The following is a 21,296-nucleotide window of genomic DNA, read 5'->3' on the forward strand; positions in this document are numbered from 1 at the left end:
GATTTGTAAGTAACAGAAATGTCTATTCATCATTGTTTAACGGCATTGATGATGAGATTAAGGAGTCAACTCATGGCATTAACGCTAGAACAGAAACAAAAAGTTGTGGCTGAAGTGTCTGAAGTTGCTGCAAATGCTTATTCAGCAGTTGCTGCCGAGTACCATGGTCTTGAAGTATCTCAGTTGACTGAGTTACGTGTTAAGGCTCGTGAGAAAGGTGTTGTACTTAAAGTGGTTAAGAACACGCTTGCTAAGCGTGCTTTTGAAGGTACTAGCTTTGAGTGCATGTCAGATAAAATGGTAGGCCCATTGTTATTGGCTTTTTCTACTGAAGATTTAGGTTCTGCTGCTCGAGTTATTTATGAGTTCGCAAAAGAAAATAAAGCTTTAGAAACTAAGCTTGTAGCAGTTGGTGGAGAGTTGTTTGGTCCTGAGGAATTAGAACGCGTTTCTAAACTTCCAACACGCGACGAAGCCCTATCTATTTTGATGGCAACTATGAAAGCACCGGTAACCAAACTTGCGCAAACTTTAAACGAAGTTCCAAGCAAATTTGTTCGTACGGTTGCAGCAGTAAAAGACGCAAAAGAAGCCGCATAAGCTTTTTTGATTTTGGGCATCATAATGTAGCTTAAGTCTACATTTACGAGCCTCACTTTTTAATTTAATTTATCAGAAACTGGAGAAATCCCATGGCACTATCTAAAGATGACGTGTTGAACGCAATCGCTGAAATGTCTGTAATGGACATTGTTGAACTTATCAGTGATATGGAAGAAAAATTCGGCGTTACAGCTGCTGCTGCTGTTGCTGCTGCACCTGCCGCTGGCGCTGCTGCACCTGCTGCTGAAGAAAAAGACGAGTTTGATGTTGTTCTTGCTAGCTTCGGCGAAAAGAAAGTTGCTGTAATTAAAGCAGTTCGTGAAGCAACTGGCCTTGGTCTTAAAGAAGCTAAAGAATTAGTTGAAGGTGCTCCTGCATCGATTAAAGAAGGCGCGCCTAAAGCTGAAGCTGAAGAGCTTAAGAAAAAGCTTGAAGAAGCTGGTGCAACTGTAGAACTTAAGTAATAGATTTAACTCTAGCTACTTAATTAATCTATAGCACAGTCTCGTGATTAGTAGGCCAGCAGTGTTTAACCGCACTGTTGGCTTTTTCTTGCAATTTAAAGTTAATTATACTATAATTCCGCACTTGACCTTTTGTATTAGCCTAAATGGTTGGCTGGCGTCACGTTAATACTCATCAACATTCGGCTTAACGAACGTTTAGCGATAATACAGACCAAGGGACAGACAATTTGCATGTTTAAAACACTGTTAGCTTCTATCCTATATATTGAAACCTAGGCATATTCGTGCTTGGGGTTTTTTTGTATCTGTTATTCGGCAATTTTAATCAAATTAATTTATTAATCTTTCAACTCAACCATTTAGCTTTTAGTGTTTGTAATGGGCTTAGAAGCGACTGTATTGGAAATAGTTGAGTGTAGGGTTACAAAAAAAACAGCGTGTTAGCAAAGGTCAATCTCACTGTTCAATCTGATGATTCTAGACATTTTGTCTGTGATTAGTGATCGCTCAATCTCAAATTGAATCACTTTTATTTTACTGTCTACTGTAAGGACTCTCGATGGCATATTCCTATACTGAAAAAAAACGTATTCGCAAAAGTTTTGCCGAGTTGCCAAATGTCATGGACATTCCATATCTTTTAGCAATTCAAGTGGATTCCTATGAACAATTTCTACAGGAAAATAAAAAGCCTAAAGCTCGTGAGAACACTGGCCTACAAGCTGCGTTTTCTTCTATTTTTCCGATTGAAAGTAATTCCAATAATGCTGAGCTTCAGTTTGTTGAATACTATTTAGGTACTCCTGAATTTAGCGAGCGTGAATGTATTCTTCGTGGCTCTACCTATGCGGCGCCTTTACGTGTCAAAATTCGTTTAGTCATTAAAGATAAAGATAGTAAGGATAAAAACAGCAAAGCTGCTATTAAAGATATCCGTGAGCAAAATGTATACATGGGCGAAATGCCATTGATGACCAATAATGGTACCTTTATTATTAATGGTACTGAGCGTGTTATTGTGTCTCAGTTGCACCGTTCACCAGGTGTTTTCTTTGATCATGATAAAGGCAAATCGCATTCGAGTGGTAAAGTACTATATAACGCGCGTATCATTCCATATCGCGGTTCTTGGTTAGATTTTGAATTTGATGCTAAAGATTTAGTATTTGCCCGTATTGACCGTCGTCGTAAACTATTGGGTACTATTATTTTACGTGCTTTAGGCATGGAAACTGATGAAATCCTAGATACTTTCTTTGAAAAAGTGACGGTTTATAAAGGTGAAGAGCAGTTTGAGATTGATCTAGTGGCAGATCGTCTACGTGGCGAAATGGCTCAGTTTGACATCGTTTCTCCTGAAGGTAACGTGTTAGTTGAGCAAGGTAAGCGCATTAATGCCCGCCGTATTCGTCAGATTGAAGAAGCGGGAATGACCAAGCTTGCCGTGCCTGATGAGTATTTATATGAACGTATTCTGGCTGAAGACATTGTGGTTGGCGATGAAGTTGTTGCTAAAGCGAATACGTTAATTGACCATGAATTGTTGGTTAAATTAAGTGGCTATGAAGCCAGTAATTCTGTGAAAGAGTTTAAGATTCTATTTACTAATGACATTGACCAAGGTACCTATATTGCAGATACCTTACGAGCTGATAGTACCGGTAGCCGTGAACAAGCTCTAATCGAAATTTATAAAGTGATGCGCCCAGGCGAGCCACCGACTATTGAAACTGCCGAAAAGTTGTTCGACAGTATGTTCTTTAATGCAGATCGTTATGACTTGTCTAACGTTGGTCGTATGAAGTTCAATCGTCGCCTAGGCCGCCCTTTTGAAAATACAGATGATCCAGATATCAAACGTGAACAAAGCGTCTTATCAAAGCAAGATATTATTGATGTTTTAAAAGAGCTTATCGAGATCCGTAATGGCCGCGGCGAAGTGGATGATATTGATCATTTAGGTAACCGTCGTATTCGTTCAGTTGGCGAGATGGCTGAAAACCAATTTCGTGTTGGTCTTGTACGTGTAGAGCGTGCAGTTAAAGAACGTTTAAGCTCAGCCGAATCTGATAACTTATCACCACAAGATTTGATTAACTCTAAGCCAGTTGCTGCCGCAGTGAAAGAGTTCTTTGGTTCAAGCCAGTTGTCTCAGTTTATGGATCAGAACAACCCATTGTCTGAAATTACCCATAAGCGTCGTATTTCTGCGCTTGGTCCAGGTGGTTTGACGCGCGAACGTGCAGGTTTTGAAGTTCGTGACGTTCACAATACCCACTATGGCCGTGTATGTCCTATTGAAACGCCTGAAGGTCCAAACATTGGTTTGATTAACTCTTTGGCAACCTTTGCTAAAACTAACGAATTTGGTTTTTTAGAGACACCATATCGTAAAGTAGTTAATGGTAAAGTGACTGATGATATTGAATACTTATCTGCTATTGAAGAAGTAGGTACGGTTATCGCGCAGGCTGACTCAGCATTGAATGAAAATGGTGAATTGTCTGAAGAAATGGTAATGGTACGTAGTGGTGGCGAATCGGTACGTATGCCAAGCGATAAAGTAACACATATGGACGTATCGCCAAGTCAGGTTGTGTCTATTGCTGCAAGTTTAATCCCATTCCTAGAACATGATGATGCTAACCGTGCTTTGATGGGTTCTAACATGCAACGTCAGGCCGTTCCGACACTTCGTGCGGATAAACCATTAGTGGGTACGGGTATGGAGCGTCACGTTGCTCGTGATTCTGGTGTTTGTGTTATCGCCAAACGTGGTGGTGTTATTGAAGATGTTGATGCCTCACGTATTGTCGTTCGTGTGAATGAAGATGAGATGCAAGCTGGAGAGGCGGGTATTGATATCTATAATTTAATTAAATACACACGTTCAAACCAGAACACCTGCATTAACCAGCGCATTATTGTTAATCAAGGCGATGAAATTGCCACAGGAGACATACTAGCGGATGGTCCTTCGACTGATTTAGGTGAATTGGCACTTGGACAGAACATGCGTGTGGCATTTATGCCATGGAACGGATATAACTTTGAGGATTCAATTTTACTATCTGAACGTGTGGTTAAAGAAGACCGTTTTACTACCATTCATATTCAAGAATTAACGTGTGTTGCACGTGATACTAAGCTTGGTACTGAAGAGATTACAGCAGATATTCCAAATGTTGGTGAGGCCGCCTTATCTAGTCTAGATGAAGCAGGTATTGTCTACATTGGTGCGGAGGTAGATGCAGGTGATATCTTGGTGGGTAAAGTAACGCCAAAAGGTGAAACGCAACTGACACCTGAAGAAAAACTCCTGAGAGCCATCTTTGGCGAAAAAGCAGCCGATGTAAAAGATACCTCTTTGCGCGTTCCTTCATCAACTAAAGGTACGGTTATTGACGTGCAAGTTTATACCCGTGATGGGGTGGAAAAAGACGTTCGTGCTCGTGCCATTGAGAAGTCTCAGCTTGATAACTATCGTAAAGATTTAAAAGAAGAGCTACGTATCTTTGAAGAAGCGGCTCGTAGTCGTATCAGTACATTGCTTGATGGACAAACTATAAGTGGTGGTGCAGGGCTAAAATCTGGCACCACTATGGCTGCATCTGAGTTAAATGAAATGTCTCTTGAAACATTGCTAGATATTCAGCCAGTCGAAGAAGAAATTGCGGAGCGTTTAACTCAAATTGCTGAATTCTTAACGGATAAGCAAAAAGACATCGACTCTAAATTTGCTGAACAAAAACGCAAATTGACGTCAGGCGATGATTTAGCACACGGCGTTCAAAAAATTGTTAAGGTCTATTTAGCAGTTAAGCGTCACATCCAGCCTGGTGATAAGATGGCAGGTCGTCATGGTAACAAAGGTGTCGTCTCTCGTATTATGCCAGTTGAAGATATGCCCTATGATGAAAATGGTAACCCCGTTGATATTGTTCTAAATCCATTAGGGGTTCCGTCTCGTATGAACATTGGTCAGGTTCTGGAGACACATTTAGGTATGGCTGCTAAAGGGCTTGGTGATAAAATTAACAGTATGATTAAAGCTCAAGCTGCTGTTTCTGAACTACGTGAATTCTTGGATAAGATTTATAACCAAGTTGGCGGTGAACAAGTTGACTTAGACAGTTTGTCTGATGAAGACATCATGGCATTAGCAGAAAATTTACGTGCTGGTGTACCAATGGGCACAGCAGTATTTGATGGTGCTCATGAGTCGCAAATTGATCAACTATTAGAGCTTGCTGGATTTAACAAATCTGGACAGCAGATTTTATATGATGGTCGTACAGGTGTGCAGTTTGATAGACCTGTTACGGTAGGTTACATGTACATGTTAAAACTAAACCATTTAGTGGATGACAAAATGCATGCGCGTTCAACAGGGTCATATTCTTTAGTAACGCAACAGCCATTAGGTGGTAAAGCACAATTTGGTGGTCAGCGCTTCGGTGAGATGGAAGTCTGGGCATTGGAAGCATACGGTGCAACCTACACCCTGCAAGAAATGTTAACCGTGAAGTCTGACGATGTTGAAGGTCGTACTCGTATGTATAAAAACATCGTTGATGGTGAACAATACATGGATCCAGGTATGCCGGAGTCATTCAATGTATTGACTAAAGAAATTAAGTCACTGGGTATTAATATTGAGTTAAAAGACAACAGCTAATCTAGCTAAAGTAGAGGTGAGAGGATAGTTGTCTCATCTCTACGCTTGATTCGTTTATTAAGAGTTTAAGATCTAAACTCTAATAAGCCTTTAACTCAACACATTCATTGCCTTCAAACGGTGTTAGTGCCAAAAAACATTAAAATTCAGATAGTGTTGATTGTGACTTAAGCCGTGAACAAATATAACGGAGAAGCAACTTGAAAGATTTACTCGATATTATGAAAAGCCCTGCCGACAACGGCAAACGTGAATTTGACAGCATTCAAATTTCATTAGCGTCTCCAGAGACCATCAAATCATGGTCACATGGCGAAGTAAAAAAACCGGAAACCATAAACTATCGTACATTTAAGCCTGAGCGTGACGGTCTTTTTTGTGCCAAAATATTCGGCCCAGTAAAAGATTTCGAGTGCTTGTGTGGTAAATATAAGCGTCGTAAATTCCAAGGCGTCATCTGTGAGAAATGTGGCGTAGAAGTGACCACGGCTAAAGTCCGTCGTGACCGTATGGGTCATATTGATCTAGCTAGTCCAGTGGCTCATATTTGGTTCTTAAAGTCATTACCAAGCCGTATTGGTTTGTTATTAGACATGACCTTACGCGATATTGAACGTGTATTGTATTTTGAAAGCTATGTAGTAACTGATCCTGGTATGACCTCACTTGAGAAATATCAATTGCTTGATGATGAGGATTACTATAAAGCGCTAGAAGAGTTTGGTGATGAATTCATCGCTAAAATGGGTGCTGAAGCTGTACAAGACTTATTAAAAGATATTGATATTGATCTTGAGATAGATGAGCTACGTGAAACCATTCCACAAACTGGCTCTGAAACTAAGCTTAAGAAGATGTCTAAGCGTCTTAAACTATTAGAAGCATTCCGTGACTCTAATAACAAGCCTGAGTGGATGGTAATGTCAATTCTACCTGTTCTACCACCAGATTTACGTCCGCTTGTACCACTTGAAGGGGGTCGTTTTGCGACGTCTGACTTAAATGATTTATATCGTCGTGTTATCAACCGTAATAATCGTTTAAAACGCCTATTGGAGCTTAATGCACCAGATATTATCGTACGTAACGAAAAGCGTATGCTTCAAGAGTCGGTTGATGCACTGCTTGATAACGGCCGTCGTGGTCGTGCCATTACAGGCAGTAATAAGCGTCCATTAAAATCTCTTGCTGACATGATTAAAGGTAAGCAAGGTCGTTTCCGTCAGAACTTATTGGGTAAGCGTGTTGATTACTCAGGCCGTTCAGTCATTGTTGTTGGTCCAACTCTTCGTTTGCATCAGTGTGGTCTGCCTAAGAAAATGGCACTTGAACTATTCAAACCATTTACTTATTCAAAACTGTTATCACACGGTATGGCGACAACCATTAAACAAGCCAAGAAGATGGTTGAGCGTGAAGAGCCACAAGTTTGGGATATGCTGGCGATGGTTATCCGCGAGCATCCTGTTATGCTTAACCGAGCACCAACGCTGCATAGGCTTGGTTTGCAAGCATTTGAGCCAGTACTTATTGAAGGTAAAGCGATTCAGCTGCATCCTCTAGTATGTACCGCATTCAACGCTGACTTCGACGGTGACCAAATGGCAGTACATGTGCCGTTGACACTAGAAGCGCAGTTAGAAGCCCGTGTACTTATGATGTCGACGAACAACATCTTATCACCTGCTAACGGTGATCCGATTATTGTTCCGTCGCAAGACGTTGTGTTGGGGCTTTACTACATTAGCCGTTCATCAGTGAATGCAAAAGGCGAAGGCATGATTTTCGCTACGGTCAATGAAGCCCTGCGAGCGATTGGTTCAAATGACCTGCATGTTAACGCTAAGATTAAAGTACGTGTGACTGAAACAGTCATCGATCCAGAAGGCGAAGCAACTGAGAAAACGTCATTGAAAGACACGGTTGCTGGTCGTTTGCTAATTTGGAACATCATGCCAAAAGGTATGAAGTTTGAAGAGTGTAACGTTGAGATGACCAAAAAGAACATCTCAAAACTAATGAATTCTTGCTACCGTACACGTGGGGTAAAAGACAGCGTTATCTTTGCTGACCAATTAATGTACCTAGGTTTTGCCCAAGCAACTCTATCGGGTGTGTCTATCGGTATCGAAGATATGGTTATCCCACCGATGAAGAAAGAACTACTTGAAGCAGCCGATGCTGAAGTACGTGAAATTGAGCAACAGTTTGAACAAGGCTTCGTAACGGCAGGTGAGCGCTATAACAAAGTCGTTGATATCTGGTCGCGCACCAATGATAAAGTTGCTAAAGCGATGATGGATAATTTATCTACTGATATCGTTGTTAATGCTCAAGGTGAAGAAGAAGAACAGAAATCGTTTAACTCTATCTTTATCATGTCAGATTCTGGTGCGCGTGGTAGTGCGGCACAGATTCGACAGCTTGCTGGTATGCGAGGACTGATGGCTAAGCCAGATGGCTCGATCATCGAAACACCAATTAAAGCAAACTTCCGTGAAGGCTTAACCGTACTACAGTACTTCATCTCCACTCACGGTGCACGTAAAGGTTTGGCGGATACTGCCCTTAAAACGGCTAACTCGGGTTATTTAACACGTCGTCTAGTTGACGTTGCGCAAGATTTAGTAATCACTGAAGATGATTGTGGTACTGAGAAAGGCGTCCGCATGATACCGCATATCCAAGGTGGCGAGATCATTGAAAAACTAGGTGATCGAGTGCTTGGTCGTGTGGTAGCACGTGATGTGGTAAATAGTGAAAATGAAGTCCTGTTACCTGCTGGTAAGCTAATCGATGAGCATGGCGTCACGGTTATTGACAGTAATGGTATTGATGAAGTATGGGTACGTTCAGTCATTACTTGTGATGTGCCGCATGGTGTGTGTTCACAATGTTATGGACGTGACCTTGCACGGGGTCATAAAGTAAATATTGGCGAATCTGTTGGTGTCATGGCGGCTCAATCAATCGGTGAGCCTGGTACCCAGTTAACCATGCGTACCTTCCACGTAGGTGGTGCAGCAAGTTCAACTTCTGTAGATAACAGTATTGCCGTACGTAACGCAGGTACGGTTCGTTTCCATAACATGAAGACTGTAGAACACGTGGATGGCCATTTAGTTATCGTCTCTCGTTCAGCTGAGATCGGTGTTGCTGATGATGTAGGCCGTGAGCGTGAGCGTTATAAAGTACCTTACGGTTCTAGCGTACTTTTAAAAGATGGCGATACGGTTGAAGCAGGTCAATCTATTGCTAAATGGGATCCACATACTCACCCAATTATCACAGAATTTGCTGGTAAAGCACGTTTCAGTGATATCACTGATGGCGTGACTGCAACCGTTAAAATTGATGATGCTACTGGCATGAGTTCATTTGAGATTTTAGGCGCAAAAGATAGACAAACTAGCGCTAAAGATTTACGTCCAGCGATTATTCTAGATACGACTGAAGGTAAAGAGGTGGTTTATTTCTTACCTGCAGAAACTATCATTCGTGTTTCAGATGGCGAAGATGTAACGGCAGGTTCGATCCTTGGCCGTGTGCCACAAGCCACTTCGGGTACTAAAGACATTACTGGTGGTCTGCCACGGGTTGCTGACTTATTTGAAGCACGTCGTCCTAAAGATCATGCCATCATGGCAGAGATGTCAGGGGTGGTTAGCTTTGGTACAGCGACCAAGGGTAAAAACCGCTTTATCATTACCAATGATGAGGGCGAGATTCACGAAGAGTTGATTCCAAAATGGCGTCAAATTAACGTATTTGAAAACGAAACCGTTGCCCGTGGCGAAGTGATTGCGGATGGTCCATTAAATCCGCATGACATTTTGCGTTTGCAAGGTGAAACTGCTCTCGCAAACTATATCGTTAACGAAGTGCAAGATGTTTACCGCTTGCAGGGCGTTAAAATCAATGATAAGCACATTGAAGTCATTATCCGTCAGATGCTGCGTAAAGTTGAAGTAACTGATGCAGGTGATTCAAACTACTTCAAAGGTGATCAAGTTGAATACGCTGATGTTAAAGCACTTAATGAGCAGCTTATTGCAGATGATAAGTTCCCAGTTAAGTTTGAGCGTCAATTGTTGGGTATTACAAAAGCAAGCTTGGCTACAGAGAGCTTTATCTCAGCCGCTTCTTTCCAAGAAACAACACGTGTGCTAACAGCGGCTGCAGTTACTGGTAAAGTAGATGAACTACGTGGCCTCAAAGAGAACGTCGTGGTAGGCCGTTTAATTCCTGCCGGTACTGGTCTTGCATATCATAATGCGCGTAAACTTGAGAAAGAAGGTAAACCTGTTTACGACGTTGATAGTGCTTTAGATGCTGCTTTTGATGTTGATGCAAGTTCATCTGCTCAAGACTTTAGAAGCTTTGATGAAGCCTTTGCTCAAGAGTTGAGTCAAGACAAACCAGGTCAGTAATATGTTCTGATTATCTAGGTAATATTTTTGTTAAACATAAAAAGCCAGCTTTAAGCTGGCTTTTTTGATGGAATTTTTCAGCAAGTTTATAATAGTATTTCTTTTTTTATGGTACATTGAACAACACAAATGTTAATAACAAAATACGAGATTCGACATCGTCTAAAATGATTACAATACCGTCAAAAGCAGATATAGTCAAAGAAGTCTAAAATGGTTACAAGGCAACCGAGTGCAAGTACTACTGGAGTAGACTTAACGAGGTTAACGCCGTAACCATTTAGTAGTTCGCTGACTATAGCACAGTTGAATAAAAAGCCAGACGACAATCGATTAAAATTACTTTGACTATATAAGATAACGCTATATATGGTAATACTGGATAAGGTAACTCAGTGTATATATGAGCTATCTTATTAGAGTAAGTAAGCAAGTACAACTAGGCAAGTCAAGACTATATCGATATCATAATAGAATAGAAGCTCATCACTATATTAGCAGTAAAGAGGGGTTTATGGCAGACAAAGGGCGCGTAGCTCGCTATCAAGCAGATCGCACTAATCAAAAGTTTTATTTTTGTCGAATTGCCTGTAAACAGGCGGGTGAAACCACCGATAAACAGTATTATCAGGCCTATTGTGAGACTGCTATCTACCATTTGCAAGGCGCTTATTTAGCATTTTTGCAAGAGTTAGCACATTTTTATGCCCTTGATACTACCCAGCCAACGGCTGAATATATTGAGCAGGCTTTATCTAAAAAGACGTTAGTATCTCCAGAGATACAACGTTTAAAGCAGTCAGTTGAGTCAGGCGTGTTGGCTAATATTTTAAAGGCATATCAGCGTTGCCAGTATGCCCCGTCTCCAGACACTGTTTCTATCGAACCCTCAAGTCAGGATTTGATTGTCAATGTTGTGACGTTATCAAATCAATGGCTACCTGATGACTATACTATTAGAGAGTGGCGACGCGAGTTTATGTCACTCATTGATGAAATGCGGGGCGGTATGGTTGAGTACTAAACTAGGGTATGTCTTCATTTACATTATTAAGCTAAAAATAGAACAGATTGTCGTCAAACACGAATGATTTCGAAGAGTATATAGATATATTAGCTGGAAATCAGACACATTTTGATGGGAATATAGATCTTTTTAGACTATAACATCTAAGTGACTGTAAGTGAGAACGCGCCCCAACTCAATCGCAAGGTTGAAATTTTATGAATATGGCTTATTAAATACAGCGTCACAAAATAATGAGATCAAGGGCTATTTTGAATAATCAGTTATTAAAACACCCCATCTTTACCCTACCTACTGAGCCAACAAATTTAATTTTTACTGGCGTAGCAGGAACAGGTAAAACCCATCGGCTTCTTGCTATTCAACAACTTTATGATGAAGTCATTGATTCATCATGGGCTGAGTGGCGGGTACAGCAAATCCAGCATCTTAGTTGGTGCGATGTAGTATGTGCTGTTTTACTATTGGAAGATAGGATGATGACGGTGCCTGAAATGGTGCGTCATCCGCTTATTAAAGATAAAATGGTGGCTACCAATCGTCATGAGAATATTAATCAAACGCTCTGGGTGCAACTGAATATACATGCGCACCCTGAATCAAAAACGGTCAATTACACACAACGTTCTGCAAATTATTATTTTGACAAAACATCTTCTAGCCACTGGTATATCCTCGACGAAGTTAAAAAGAATTTACAACAGCGGCTTGCTGACCATATTGCTTTGTATCGTGATAACAGCTCCTATCAAATGCAACAGTCACACAAAGTCATTCGTAGCTGCATGGTTAGCTTTCATCAGTCATATGGATATGATGAGTTTGTAGAAGGGATTAGACCGCGCATTAACTCGCAAACTGGGCAGATGCAGTACGACATACAAAATGGGGCATTTGTCGCACTTTGTGATAAAGCTGTTGCTGACCCAGAACACCGTTATGCAATGTTAATTGATGAAATAAATCGAGCAAATACGGCGCAAGTCTTTGGTGAACTGATGAGTGTTATTGAACCTTCAAAGCGATCAGGCAGTATCACACCAATGAGTGTGCGATTGGCTTACTCTGGTCGTCAATTTAGTGTGCCTAATAATGTTGATATCTATGCCACTATGAACACTCAGGATCACTCGTTAGCTGCGCTTGATACGGCATTTAGGCGTCGCTTTGAGTTTGTTACCTGCCAGCCCGATAGCTCATTAGTGGGTGTAGTAAGCGATATTCAGGGCGTAGAAATTGATGTGGCTAAATTGCTGGACGTATTTAATCAACGTATAGCGGTTATAGTAGGCGACGACGCTCAGTTAGGACACTCTTACTTTATGGGTATAACGGATATTGCTGAGTTAGCAAGACGATTGTACAGGCAAGTCATTCCGCAAATAATGCATCACATTAAGCAAATCGCCGCGCCATTTCAAACTGAATCATTGCTAAAGCAAGTATTGTATGGAGAAGTAGACGATAATCATATCATCGAAGGGTGTGTATTGAAACGATATACAAAACCGACCTTTAGTGACGATGGCTTTAATAAGCAACATGCGCCTCAAAATAATGGTCAAGTGACGTTTACACCTGCATTCATAAAGGCTGCCAATAGTGAAGTAGATAGCGACTTTGATGATCTGGAAATAAACGGTTCAGCTAATGTATTTTTAAGTGCTCAACCTTATCATCAAATGTATAAGTTGTCATGAACATCCTGATTATTCAATAATAGCGACCATTCAAGTAGGTTTATATACGTTTAAACTTAAGTAACAGGCTATGTAAATAAATTATGTAAATAGGTATTATGGCTTGAAAAACACCCATTTAGCACAGGTCATTACCTGTTTTGAACATCAACGCTTAAGTAGAGATGTATTTTTACATCAGCAGGATTTTGAGTACCTGATTGAACATGAATTACCTTGTTTCAACGTAGGTGTTAAACAAGGTAAAACTTATTTACAGGTAAGGCATTACTTAGCCAAAATCTTATTACCAAGTGGTGCTACTATTGAAATACTGCCTAAAGTTAAAGCCATTTGTGCGAATGCGATATTCGCAACTCAAAGCGTTTTAATTAACACACAAGCGTCAAAGCAATCCAATATCCACTCTATACGGGTAAATAGTGAGCAAAAAGAAATACAGTTTGCTAGGGAGTGGGTAGGGAATATGCTTGCTGATATTGCCCAGTATAATTTGCAAAAAATCATACCTGCGATAGATTTATCTGCGGCTATTAATAAGTCTCATAATTTTGATAGTTCATTTACTCACTTATTGCATCTACCGCTAGACAACATATCTACTACCCATAATACGGGTATTAATAACAGTGACCCATGGTATGAGTGGCTGCTTAATACTGCCTGTGAAAAAATTGCTGCTGCAGAAAATATACTACCTAATAAGTATCATACACGCTCGCAAAATCATCCTCAAGCCAGAGGTAAGTTAAACCTAAGTGAGCAGTTCAAATCTAATTGGCATCGCCCTCATTATCTTTATAGCGAGCAAGCATTTTTCGAGGATGATGATCGGCTTAAACGTTTTTTAGCAACGGGTTGGCAGCAACTGCAGTGCTTAAACGATACTAAGGTAACACAGAGCAAAAACAATGTGTTTAGTGGTATTAAAACGTTGCCAATAAATCGCTGGCAAATGAGTTATCAGGCTTTACAAAGAAGTAAAAAAATCTGGCGAGACCAGTTTAACCCTGTACAGTTAAACGTGCTCACTGAAGCTTTGGCATGGTGTTGGTGGATACTAAGTAATTTATCAGCGCCTCTATCGAATTGGCGAATGTCTAATCCATCCGAAAATATCTCACAAACTCTTCCTTATCCAGCACTCATGATTAATATGAATCATGCGTTTGAAGCTTGGGTGCTCAGTAGGCTAGAAGGTTGGGTTACCAAAAATATGGCTGGATGTCAGTTAATTGTTCAACCAAGTTTTAATTGGTTGCTGCATGCGACGCGAAAAACATCAGATAGTGTAGAAGCAAACCACAATACAGTGATTCAAAAACTGAACCCTGATGCCTATATAAAATCAGCCACTGGGCAGGTCACGCATGTAATAGATATTAAGTATAAAAGTATTAATAAAGTTCAAGACATCAACGGTTCTGACTGGCATCAGCTTTTTGTATATCAAAACCATTTAAACGCTGAAAATGCGTGGTTGGTTTTTCCGATGACTTTGGGTTTTAATAAAAGAATAGAGGTATCAGGAGGAGCTCCTGATAAGAAAATGTCTGCTATACCATTTAATTTGAGCCGAAGAGACATTGAAGATACTGAGTGATAATACACTGTTGAGTGTGTGTTTGATTTTATATTTAAAAAAGGTGTTGACAGAAATACGACTTGGGCTTATTATATGCACCTCGTTAGCAGTGACGCAATCCACAAGTTAGTGGGCAGTTTCATTGATACGAAAAAAGAAAAGATATCGGAGTGTGGCGCAGTTTGGTAGCGCATCTGGTTTGGGACCAGAGGGTCGTAGGTTCGAATCCTATCACTCCGACCACTTTTTTTATAGAGCCTTACAGGCTTTTTTTTATGCATTAAATAAGACATTTTACCCGAACTATGGTTTATTATACTTTTCTTAAGTTATAGTATACTATCAAGGTTAATGTCAGCTCTATGAGCGCCTGTAGCTCAGTTGGATAGAGCATCTGCCTTCTAAGCAGGTGGTCGCAGGTTCGAATCCTGCCAGGCGCACCACGTTAGCCTGTTAAATTAAAAGCGGTAATAGCGATACTACGCACTCTCGATACACCTATTGTATTGAATATGGCGGCTGTAGCTCAGTTGGTAGAGCCCCGGGTTGTGATCTCGGTTGTCGTGGGTTCAAGTCCCATCAGTCGCCCCACATTTTAAAGTATTAAATTCTAGCGACTTCACATGTAGTGATTCAATTTCTAGTCTCTTAACGCTTAGATAGTAAATTAAATTATTTCCACGTAAATTTCTAAAAAGAATTTTAGCCCTGATCCTCTGTTCAGGGCTTTTGTGTGTTTATGTGTTAGTAATGCAAAAGTTATAGGGTGGAGTTTTTTTATAAATGTTATTATAGAGGTAATATCGTAGATAAATTTGAGTGGACATCATGGGAAAGCCAACAATTACGATTGTCAAAAATAAATTGCCAATAACTAAAATGGCTAAAGCCGATATGAGCCTTCCTGAAACTGAAGACAAAGAGGAGGATAACACGACAACTGAGATTAAGTTTGATCTACCTCCTACAACCAAAGAAGAGCTGCTGGCATTATATCATTGTGAGCCATTACCGGTTAATAATCTCGTCAATAGTGCTGAAATTGCAAAGGTAAATAAACAGAGAGTTGCCCTATATAATAGGCAGCAAGCCCGTGCCAAGTTTTTTTATACTGCTAAGCCTTCGATTAGACCCACTTACTTGATGCAAGAGTTAAAGGCTCAACTTATTGAGTATAAGAGTTTTCAAATTGTCCGTTCATTAGATCAGCGTGGTATTTTAGATTTAGCAAAAACTGAAACTATGTGGCAACAGCTACACGTTGTCGACGACTTAATTGTCGATATTGTACGGCGTATGCCAGCACAACAGCCGATAGGTTGGCAATTTACTTCTGGTAATAAAAATCATCTGAAGTTTCCCACGGTAGGGCGGTTACGTGATACAAGTAGCGTAGCTGATCAAAGTAGTTTGAATAGTTATATATTGGGACACTTTGGGGTCATGAGCTATACTTATGACCGTGCATATTTTATTGGACATGTATTGGGTTATTTGTTTAGCTGTTATTATTTGGCACATTTATCCATCTCTTACAGTGTTACACCCCTACCCAAAAGTGCAGTAGCTGATTATGATTATGCGACACTTGATACGGCAAAAATGGTACGTTTGTTACAAGGGCTCGATGTGCATTGTAAACGGCGTATTTACCAACTTGCTATATTCAGTGCCAGACTTAGTATGTATAGATTGGACAAGCAGGTTGAGAAAATGCTAATCGCTGAAGTAAATGAGTTTGATAAAAAACAACAGATATCTCATTTAGATGCGTTACTAACTGGCGGTTTGATGCCAGATATGCCGACCCATTCTAATTATGATTAAGAAAGCCCTAATTAATAGAGATATGATGAATAGGTTAAATCTAACTTAGATTATTTTCAGGTCAGTCATTAGAATTGATCTGTTCATTTATTTTTTAATGTTATTGTCTTCTAATTTTGTCACCTTTTTAGGTTGTTTTTCTAAGGTGGCTATTTTAAGGTTGCTATGCCCGCATATAACTATAAAGCTTTAGACACTCTAGGTAAGGTTAAAAAAGGCGTATTACAAGGCGATTCGGCACGTCAAGTTAGACAGGATCTTCGTGCAAAAGGTTTACTGCCTGTCGAAGTAGATGTGGTTGAGCAGAATAATACTCGTGAAAAAAAGCGGTCGCCCAAAAAAATATCTGCATATGATCTAGCGTTAATCACCCGTCAGCTTTCAGTGTTATTGGCTGCATCAATTCCACTTGAGGAGGCCTTGGCATCCGTTGCTAAGCAAACCGAAAAACACCATGTAAAATCCATTATGTTATCAGTGCGCTCATTAGTGCTTGAGGGATATGGATTTGCAAGAGCTTTGGAGAAAGCGACTAATTTCCCAACCCTATATACGGCGACTGTCGCTGCAGGCGAGAAATCAGGGCACCTCGACTTAATCTTGAAGCAACTGGCCGACTACACAGAGAATCGCTTTGCTCTGCAAAAGAAAATACAGGGTGCTATGATTTATCCAGTTGTCCTAATGGTCATGGCCTTCGTGGTCATTATGGGGCTTATGAGTTTCGTTGTGCCTAAAATTGTAAAAGTTTTTGAGCAATCTGAACAAGCGCTACCGCTGGTTACACAAGTGGTTATGGGACTTTCTGGTATCATAACGCAGTGGTGGTGGTTAATAATAGCGATTGTAATTTTGGCTATTATCATGGGTTTGCGCTTTGTGAAGACTGAGCTAGGTCGTCATAGTTTTGATAGCTTAATGTTAAAACTGCCTATTTTTTCTCGATTAACGAAAAGCTTAAATGCTGCCCGCTTTGCTAGCACTTTATCTATTCTAGTTCGTTCCGGTGTGCCATTGGTGGAAGCATTACAAATTAGCGCTGCGGTAATCACTAATAGCCATATCAAAAAAGCGGTTGGATCAGCAGCTGAAAAGGTCACTGAAGGCGCCAGTTTGTCGAGTCAACTGGAGCAGTCGCCATATTTCCCTGCGATGATGGTGCAAATGATTAAAAGTGGTGAAAATTCTGGCGAGTTAGAAGATATGCTCGGGCGTGCGGCTGACATGCAAGAAGCAGAAGCTACTAACTTTATCAGTACGATGCTGGCTTTATTGGAACCGTTAATGCTGGTTTTTATGGGAGTGGTTGTGATGATTATTGTCATGGCAGTGATGCTGCCAATTGTCAATATGAACGATCTGGCTAAGTAGGTCGGTTACCATCAGTTACCCTAGGGGAGCTACTGTCGATAGACACCATGTTAGGCTATCGAATAAGATTGATTTATGATAGTATTTTTTCACAAATTTCGCGTTGGTTAATTTCAGATAAGAAGAATAAACTATGAATAAAAATTTTATAAAAAATGCGACTACCCATCAACAAAAAGGCTTTACGCTTATTGAAATTATGGTTGTCATTGTTATTTTAGCCATTTTAGCGGGTCTGGTAGTACCTCGTGTAGTCGGGCAAAGTGATAAAGCAAGAGTGGATACCACTAAAACCATCTTAGCGACGGTATCGAACTCCCTGGATTCCTATCGAGTTGATAATTCACGCTATCCAACAACGGCTCAAGGTCTAGATGCCTTAGTGACACCGCCAGCGGATGCTAAAAACTACCCTGAAGGAGGGTATATCAAAGGTGGATACCCTCAAGATAGTTGGGATAATGATTTGCAATATGTCGCACCCGGAACTGAGGGCAGACCGTACGACTTATTTTCATTAGGTGCCGATGGTAAGCAGGGTGGTGAAGATTTGGATGCCGATATTTATGCAACTCCGTAAGCAGACTTATATAAGTAGCTGAATAAAATAGATAAACTAGTAAGTATTTATAACAAAAGATACCTATCAGGTAGTTGTAAGGTCAGCTAAACTACTTAGCTTGATTATTCAGTACGGCTATTAAGTGCCGCTATCTATAATGATATAGATAGCGGTGCTTTTTAAATTTCAGCCAGTTAAATTTCAGCCAGTGCTCCTGTTCTACCTCACTATCCTAATGTTGATGGTTATGATGGTTTTAACGGCTACAATGGCTTTTATTCGGTTATTAAATTTAGTGTGGTGTGATAAGTGAAAGATATATTTAGTACTAAAAACGTCAATCAGTATGATGTCTCTAACCAAAAAAATATTGGCAATTTAATTATGAAGTCTATGATGGCTTTGTTAATGGTGCTTATGCTGAGTATGACCAGCTTTATACAAGCTAATGCGGCTGGCTTAGCTGATTTATTTGACAATAGTCAGGTAGATACTGGTAAAAAGGAGTTTTTAAAAGTAGATCAAGCTTTTAGTATTGCCCCCACCCAGCAGGGCAGTACGTTAACTGTATCGATTGATATAACGCCAGAACATTATGTATATAAAGATAAATTTAAGTTACGCCTACCCGATGGGGTAACGGCCAGTGCATTTACGTTCTCTAAACCTACACATTCTATCGATGATCCCTATTTTGGTAAGGTTGCCGTATTTGATCAAAATCAAGTTACAGCTACGGCAACTTTAACCAACACAACTGCAAATCCAATTCAGCAAGACATTACTCTAACATGGCAAGGATGTGCTAAGGCGGGGCTTTGTTACCCACCACAAACACAGAAGGTTTCAATAAATTTGCCAGCAGCAACCTCTACTAAGGTGGATAAAAAAACTGCGTCAAACCCAAAACAACAGGTAAATACTGAAGCCAAAAAACCAGTCAAACAAATAACTTCTGAAATAGAATCACAAACTGAAACTCGGACAGCAAATCAAACTGATAAAAACCAGCTCAGTAGCAATAAAAACAACAACATTAATATCAAATCAAGCCGTGCCCCTACCGAGCAAGGTATGTTGGGTTCAGATAATCAAGTAAATGAGCTATCAGAAGAGACTACAGCTGGTGTGGAGAGTGTACCCTCATCGGTAAACAACGCATTTAATGACGATATAAATGCCACTGATGAGACATTGTTAAATACTGAGCAAAGCGCTGTAAACCTAAACTTACCGCTTAGCTCTTTAGACCAAAGTTCTACACCCCAAGGTAATGTAGGTCAAAGTGCTATCAGTAATGGGTCTAGCCAAAACGATGGTGGATTAAACTTAGGTGGTGTGGTAGATCAAGATCCGTTTGGGTTGGCTAAACACCCTTGGTTGGCACTAGGGTTACTATTTATAGCGGGGCTTGGCTTAGCATTCACACCCTGTGTGCTACCTATGCTGCCTATTGTGAGTAATATTATCGCCCGTCAGCATACCCCAACAGCAAAAAAAGGCTTAGTGTTGAGTGGCAGTTATGCACTTGGCGTTGCTATCGCCTACGGTATACTGGGTGCGCTTATTGCCATATTTGGACAGTCTTTAGGTATTATAGGTTGGTTGCAAAACCCAGTAATCTTAGTTGCTTTTGCCGTAGTATTTATGTTGCTAGCGTTATACATGTTGGACATCTTTCGCTTACCCGTTTCCAACAGCCTTAAACAAAAAATGCAGTCGGCCAGTCGGGCAGGGGATCGTCATCTAGGCAGTACATTTGGTAGCTTCATTGCTGGATTTTTATCGGCTTTAGTGGTTTCTCCTTGTGTTTCTGCACCGTTGTTTGGGGCTTTGTTAGCTGTCTCTACTATTGGCAATCCTTTACTCGGTTTTGCGGCGTTATTTATGCTAGGTTTTGGCCTTTCAGCACCACTGATGCTTTTAGGGGTTAGTCAAGGCAATTTAATGCCGAAAGCAGGCGAATGGATGAATTGGATTAAACAAGGCTTTGCGTTGCTTCTTTTTGCAGTTTCGTTGTTGCTCATTGAACGTGTGCTCATTAGTCCGATTATGCTAATGCTATGGGCGCTATGGTTTATGGTAGTGGCTAGCTGGGCTTGGCGATGGTCTGGAAGGGGTATCATACTTTCTAAGGCGATAGCCATGATTTTTGCGTTTTGGTCTGCCATATCTTTGGTGGGTGCAGCGATGGGTAGCCATGATGTGTGGCAGCCGCTAAGTATGTTTAAAACGAAGCCTGTGCTGGTTGAAAGCGCTCCCATTGAAAATAATGTGCCTGAAAATAACTTTGCTGAAACCAATCAGCTTGAAAATAAAAATGCTACCGTCAGTCTTGGCTCTACGATGATGCCTGCGACTCAACCCATTAATAATACTGATATGTACATGACCAGTTTAGATGAGTTAATACCTGTTATTCAACAAAAAGATAAGGTATTGGTTGATGTGACTGCTGAGTGGTGTGTTGAATGTCGTATCATGGACAAAACGCTTTTCACTAATCGGCCTGCGTCACTTCAAAACTGGCAAGTGGTTAAGCTTGATGTCACTGACACCACTGCAAATTCAGAGCGCATTTTGTCTGAACTACGTTTGTTTGGTCCGCCTGCGCTACTTTATTTTGTTAACGGTAGGTTACAAGCGCAACAAGTAGGTACCATCGGTCGCACTGAGTTTGAGCAAACCTTAGCAAGTTTGTAGTTATTCAAAAACTATTCTCAAAATTTTTTGGGTTTAAATGGGTTTAAAAAGGTTTTAGTGTTCAATCCGCCTTATTAGTAATCTAGGTGTTAGGCTGGGCACTAGACAGTTTTAGATTGATATTTGCCAAGCTCAATGACAGTAGATGCAGGAAGAGTCAGAAATAGGAAGAGTCAACAATAGGGTAAGGTTTGCGTCTAGCTCATTAGAAGGCTAAGGGGCAAGCGCTTAAAATTTCTGGTTGGCATCTCTATTTAATCTTGTTGAAATTCTAAAAATTTAAGTTCCGAAAACGTAAGCCCCATAAAATAATAGAGTAAACCAGTCTGAGTACAAAAATATG

The 21,296-nt window shown here is 40.5% G+C and carries 11 protein-coding genes and 3 tRNA genes; all 14 read left to right on the forward strand.

Annotation, left to right across the window (positions count from 1 at the left end):
• The first annotated feature begins 72 nt into the window (after nt 1-72).
• The 14 genes from rplJ to AC2SLN_RS00910 all read left to right on the forward strand — a co-directional run bounded on the left by rplJ (nt 73) and on the right by AC2SLN_RS00910 (nt 20,953).
• On the forward strand, nt 73-600 hold the full coding sequence (gene rplJ, locus AC2SLN_RS00845; protein WP_486531805.1) for a 50S ribosomal protein L10: 528 nt from the start codon (nt 73-75) through the stop codon (nt 598-600).
• A gap of 92 nt (nt 601-692) precedes the next feature.
• Nucleotides 693-1,067, forward strand: coding sequence for a 50S ribosomal protein L7/L12 (gene rplL / locus AC2SLN_RS00850; RefSeq protein WP_486550609.1), 375 nt, complete (start codon nt 693-695; stop codon nt 1,065-1,067).
• 562 nt (nt 1,068-1,629) lie between these two features.
• Nucleotides 1,630-5,748: a DNA-directed RNA polymerase subunit beta gene (gene rpoB / locus AC2SLN_RS00855; RefSeq protein ID WP_486550607.1), complete on the forward strand. Its 4,119-nt coding sequence runs from the start codon at nt 1,630-1,632 to the stop codon at nt 5,746-5,748.
• A gap of 200 nt (nt 5,749-5,948) precedes the next feature.
• Nucleotides 5,949-10,178 carry a DNA-directed RNA polymerase subunit beta' gene (gene rpoC, locus AC2SLN_RS00860; RefSeq protein ID WP_486550606.1) on the forward strand — a complete coding sequence of 1,410 codons (4,230 nt, stop codon included), beginning with the start codon at nt 5,949-5,951 and terminating at the stop codon, nt 10,176-10,178.
• A 514-nt stretch (nt 10,179-10,692) separates the two neighbouring features.
• Nucleotides 10,693-11,202, forward strand: coding sequence for a DUF6586 family protein (locus AC2SLN_RS00865; protein WP_486531801.1), 510 nt, complete (start codon nt 10,693-10,695; stop codon nt 11,200-11,202).
• A gap of 254 nt (nt 11,203-11,456) precedes the next feature.
• The gene (locus AC2SLN_RS00870; RefSeq protein ID WP_486550604.1) at nt 11,457-12,905 is read left to right on the forward strand and encodes an McrB family protein; all 1,449 of its coding nucleotides are present in this window, start codon (nt 11,457-11,459) and stop codon (nt 12,903-12,905) included.
• Nucleotides 12,906-13,008: 103 nt separating this feature from the next.
• On the forward strand, nt 13,009-14,508 hold the full coding sequence (locus AC2SLN_RS00875; RefSeq protein ID WP_486550602.1) for a 5-methylcytosine restriction system specificity protein McrC: 1,500 nt from the start codon (nt 13,009-13,011) through the stop codon (nt 14,506-14,508).
• 148 nt (nt 14,509-14,656) lie between these two features.
• Nucleotides 14,657-14,733, forward strand: a tRNA-Pro gene (locus AC2SLN_RS00880).
• A gap of 123 nt (nt 14,734-14,856) precedes the next feature.
• Nucleotides 14,857-14,933, forward strand: a tRNA-Arg gene (locus tag AC2SLN_RS00885).
• A 72-nt stretch (nt 14,934-15,005) separates the two neighbouring features.
• Nucleotides 15,006-15,081: transfer RNA gene (locus AC2SLN_RS00890), tRNA-His, on the forward strand.
• A gap of 237 nt (nt 15,082-15,318) precedes the next feature.
• Nucleotides 15,319-16,317, forward strand: coding sequence for a hypothetical protein (locus tag AC2SLN_RS00895; protein WP_486550600.1), 999 nt, complete (start codon nt 15,319-15,321; stop codon nt 16,315-16,317).
• Nucleotides 16,318-16,482: 165 nt separating this feature from the next.
• A complete protein-coding gene (gene gspF / locus AC2SLN_RS00900) occupies nt 16,483-17,688 on the forward strand; it encodes a type II secretion system inner membrane protein GspF (protein WP_486550598.1) in 1,206 nt (401 codons plus the stop codon).
• Between the two features lie 133 nt (nt 17,689-17,821).
• On the forward strand, nt 17,822-18,268 hold the full coding sequence (gspG, locus tag AC2SLN_RS00905; protein WP_486550596.1) for a type II secretion system major pseudopilin GspG: 447 nt from the start codon (nt 17,822-17,824) through the stop codon (nt 18,266-18,268).
• A gap of 291 nt (nt 18,269-18,559) precedes the next feature.
• Nucleotides 18,560-20,953, forward strand: a complete 2,394-nt coding sequence (locus tag AC2SLN_RS00910; RefSeq protein ID WP_486550594.1) for a protein-disulfide reductase DsbD family protein — start codon at nt 18,560-18,562, stop codon at nt 20,951-20,953.
• Nucleotides 20,954-21,296: the final 343 nt, after the last annotated feature.

The sequence above is a fragment of the Psychrobacter sp. CX90 genome, assembly GCF_057396305.2.

Excerpts from the sequence above, each read along its gene's own strand:
- rpoB (WP_486550607.1), top strand. The coding sequence starts at position 1,630 with ATGGCATATTCCTATACTGAAAAAAAACGTATTCGCAAAAGTTTTGCC.
- AC2SLN_RS00865 (WP_486531801.1), top strand. The coding sequence starts at position 10,693 with ATGGCAGACAAAGGGCGCGTAGCTCGCTATCAAGCAGATCGCACTAAT.
- gspF (WP_486550598.1), top strand. The coding sequence starts at position 16,483 with ATGCCCGCATATAACTATAAAGCTTTAGACACTCTAGGTAAGGTTAAA.
- AC2SLN_RS00895 (WP_486550600.1), top strand. The coding sequence starts at position 15,319 with ATGGGAAAGCCAACAATTACGATTGTCAAAAATAAATTGCCAATAACT.
- rplJ (WP_486531805.1), top strand. The coding sequence starts at position 73 with ATGGCATTAACGCTAGAACAGAAACAAAAAGTTGTGGCTGAAGTGTCT.
- gspG (WP_486550596.1), top strand. The coding sequence starts at position 17,822 with ATGAATAAAAATTTTATAAAAAATGCGACTACCCATCAACAAAAAGGC.
- rplL (WP_486550609.1), top strand. The coding sequence starts at position 693 with ATGGCACTATCTAAAGATGACGTGTTGAACGCAATCGCTGAAATGTCT.